This window comes from uncultured Campylobacter sp., from assembly GCF_938045535.1.
Classification (GTDB): Bacteria; Campylobacterota; Campylobacteria; order Campylobacterales; family Campylobacteraceae; genus Campylobacter_B.
The window spans coordinates 1-1962 of the sequence record NZ_CALIMQ010000276.1 but is presented as its reverse complement, the minus strand read 5'-3'; the positions used below and the strand labels follow the sequence as shown (position 1 = coordinate 1962).

At 46.3% G+C, this 1962-nt stretch carries 3 protein-coding genes; all 3 read right to left on the bottom strand.

Going from position 1 to position 1962, the window contains the following annotated elements; translation table 11 throughout:
- Window positions 1-287: 287 nt before the first annotated feature.
- On the bottom strand, window positions 288-1136 hold the full coding sequence (locus tag Q0095_RS08580) for an ATP-binding cassette domain-containing protein (RefSeq protein ID WP_297883131.1): 849 nt from the start codon (window positions 1134-1136) through the stop codon (window positions 288-290).
- Window positions 1123-1515, bottom strand: coding sequence for a hypothetical protein (locus Q0095_RS08575; protein ID WP_297883130.1), 393 nt, complete (start codon window positions 1513-1515; stop codon window positions 1123-1125). Before Q0095_RS08575 ends, Q0095_RS08580 begins: the two co-directional genes overlap by 14 nt.
- The coding region (modA, locus tag Q0095_RS08570; RefSeq protein WP_297883129.1) for a molybdate ABC transporter substrate-binding protein at window positions 1515-1962 on the bottom strand (448 nt) is incomplete at its 5' end. The genes Q0095_RS08575 and modA, both read right to left, overlap by 1 nt.

The window sequence follows — 1962 nt, the reverse complement described above, 5'->3', positions numbered from 1 at the left end:
GAAGAAATTTAACGGCGCCTGCCTGCGCAAAATCTAAAATTTAAAGCTTAATTTCCACACGCTATCTAGTCTAGCGTTGCGGTTTTACTCTAGCCTGCGTTTAAATTTTGTGTTTCATGAAAATCTAAGCGCGATGCGAATGAAATTTTAAAACATCCCCGTATTTTACGGGCAAATCTAGCTAAAATTTCGCAAAATCCCTCGTCTAAATTCCATAAAAGCCTGTATTTAAATCTCTAATCTAGTTGAAATTTCTCACCCAGGCGCGCCCAAGCTTGCCTGCAAGTTTAAATTTTACGCAGAGTGATATTAAAGGCTTTGGCACCCGCTTTGACCTCATCGCCTACTTGCAAGCCCTCGGCTTCTGCACTGCTTAGCACCACTTCGCACAGCTGGCTGCCGATCGCTACGACAGCTACTTTGACCCCGTCGCGTGCTTGCAAATCGACAATCTTGCCCACGAAAGAAAACTTCTGTGAGCCTCTAGTTTTAAGGAAAATTTCCTCCGGCGTACCGGTGCGGACGATCCTGCCGTCCTTCATCTCATAAACCCGCTTGCAAAGCCTATAAATCTCACTCACATCGTGGCTTACCAAAATCACGGTCTGATGAAACTGCTCGTGGATTTTTAGCAGATATTCTTGGATTTTTTCGCGCATCGTAAAATCAAGCGCCGAAAGCGGCTCGTCAAGTAGCAAAATTTCAGGCTCTTGCATCAGTGCGCGAGCAAGTGCCACGCGCTGCTTCTGTCCGCCGCTAAGACCCTCTACGCCGGATTTTGCAAACTCACTAAGCTCTAAAATTTCAAGCAGCATCACAGCTTTTTGCGGATCGTTTCTGGCAAAAAGCAGATTGCCTGTCACGCTCATATTCTCAAAAAGTGCATAGTCTTGAAACAAAAAGCCGATCCTGCGCTTGCCCGCACTTAAGAATTCATTGCCTTCTTGCAGCACACGATCGCCATCTTTTATGCTACCACTATCTGCGCGCAAAAATCCCGCTAAAATGCGCAGCAGTGTAGTCTTACCGCTACCGCTGCGCCCATATAGGCACACAAACGAGCCTTTGTTAATCTCTAAGCGAGCATCAATCGAGAAATCATCACTGATTTTTTTCTTACAATCAATCGTTATCATATTTTTCTATATATATCGCAGTGGCGCTAACGTATGCGAAAACCTCGTCGCCCTCGCGTAAAGCAAGCTCCTGCGCAGAATGCGCGCTAATGAGCACATCAAAGCTTATCTTGCCTTCAAACCTGAGCGTGCATAGAATTTCACCTAAGCTTAGGCTCATAATCTTGCCGTGAATTTCATTTTCGCTAGATACACCACTTAGGGCTTCGCGAGATAAAAGCACATCGGTGCTTTTAAAGCCCACGTAAACTTCGCTACCCACCTTAAGCTCGCTACTTAGCTGCAGAAATACGCCACGCAGCTTAATACCGCCCGCGATAAATCCTACAGAATGGATGCCGTCTTTTTGTAAAATTTCGTTGATTCTCGCCCTAAACATTAAAACTCGTATCCGTACTTAGCAAAGATCTCTTTACCCTTATCGCTTAGGATAAAATCATAAAACGCCTTGACTTCGGCATTGTCTTTAGCGCGGTTTAGCACGACCATACCTTGAGCTATCGGCTCGTAGAGCTTGGTGTCGACCAAGACGAAATTTTCGCCCTGCTTGCAAGGCTTGCCGTTGCAGCCGCCCTTTGCCATTTTAGGCGCATACATCGCGCTGGCCGCGATAAAGCCGACGTCGGAAGCTTTAAGCGCTTGCGAAAGAGCCTCGCCGATCGATTTTGCCTCTACGATTTTGCCTTTGATCTCATCGTAAACCCCTGCTTTTTGGAAAGCCTGTACGCTTGCGGTGCCGTAAGGAGCGGTCTTTGGATTTGCTATCGTGATAGTTTTGACGCTAGGGTCTTTTAAAATTTCAAGCCCCTTGCTAAGATCTATGCCG

Coding starts and splice junctions, on each gene's coding strand:
- Q0095_RS08580 (WP_297883131.1), bottom strand. CDS start 1,136: ATGATAACGATTGATTGTAAGAAAAAAATCAGTGATGATTTCTCGATT.
- Q0095_RS08575 (WP_297883130.1), bottom strand. CDS start 1,515: ATGTTTAGGGCGAGAATCAACGAAATTTTACAAAAAGACGGCATCCAT.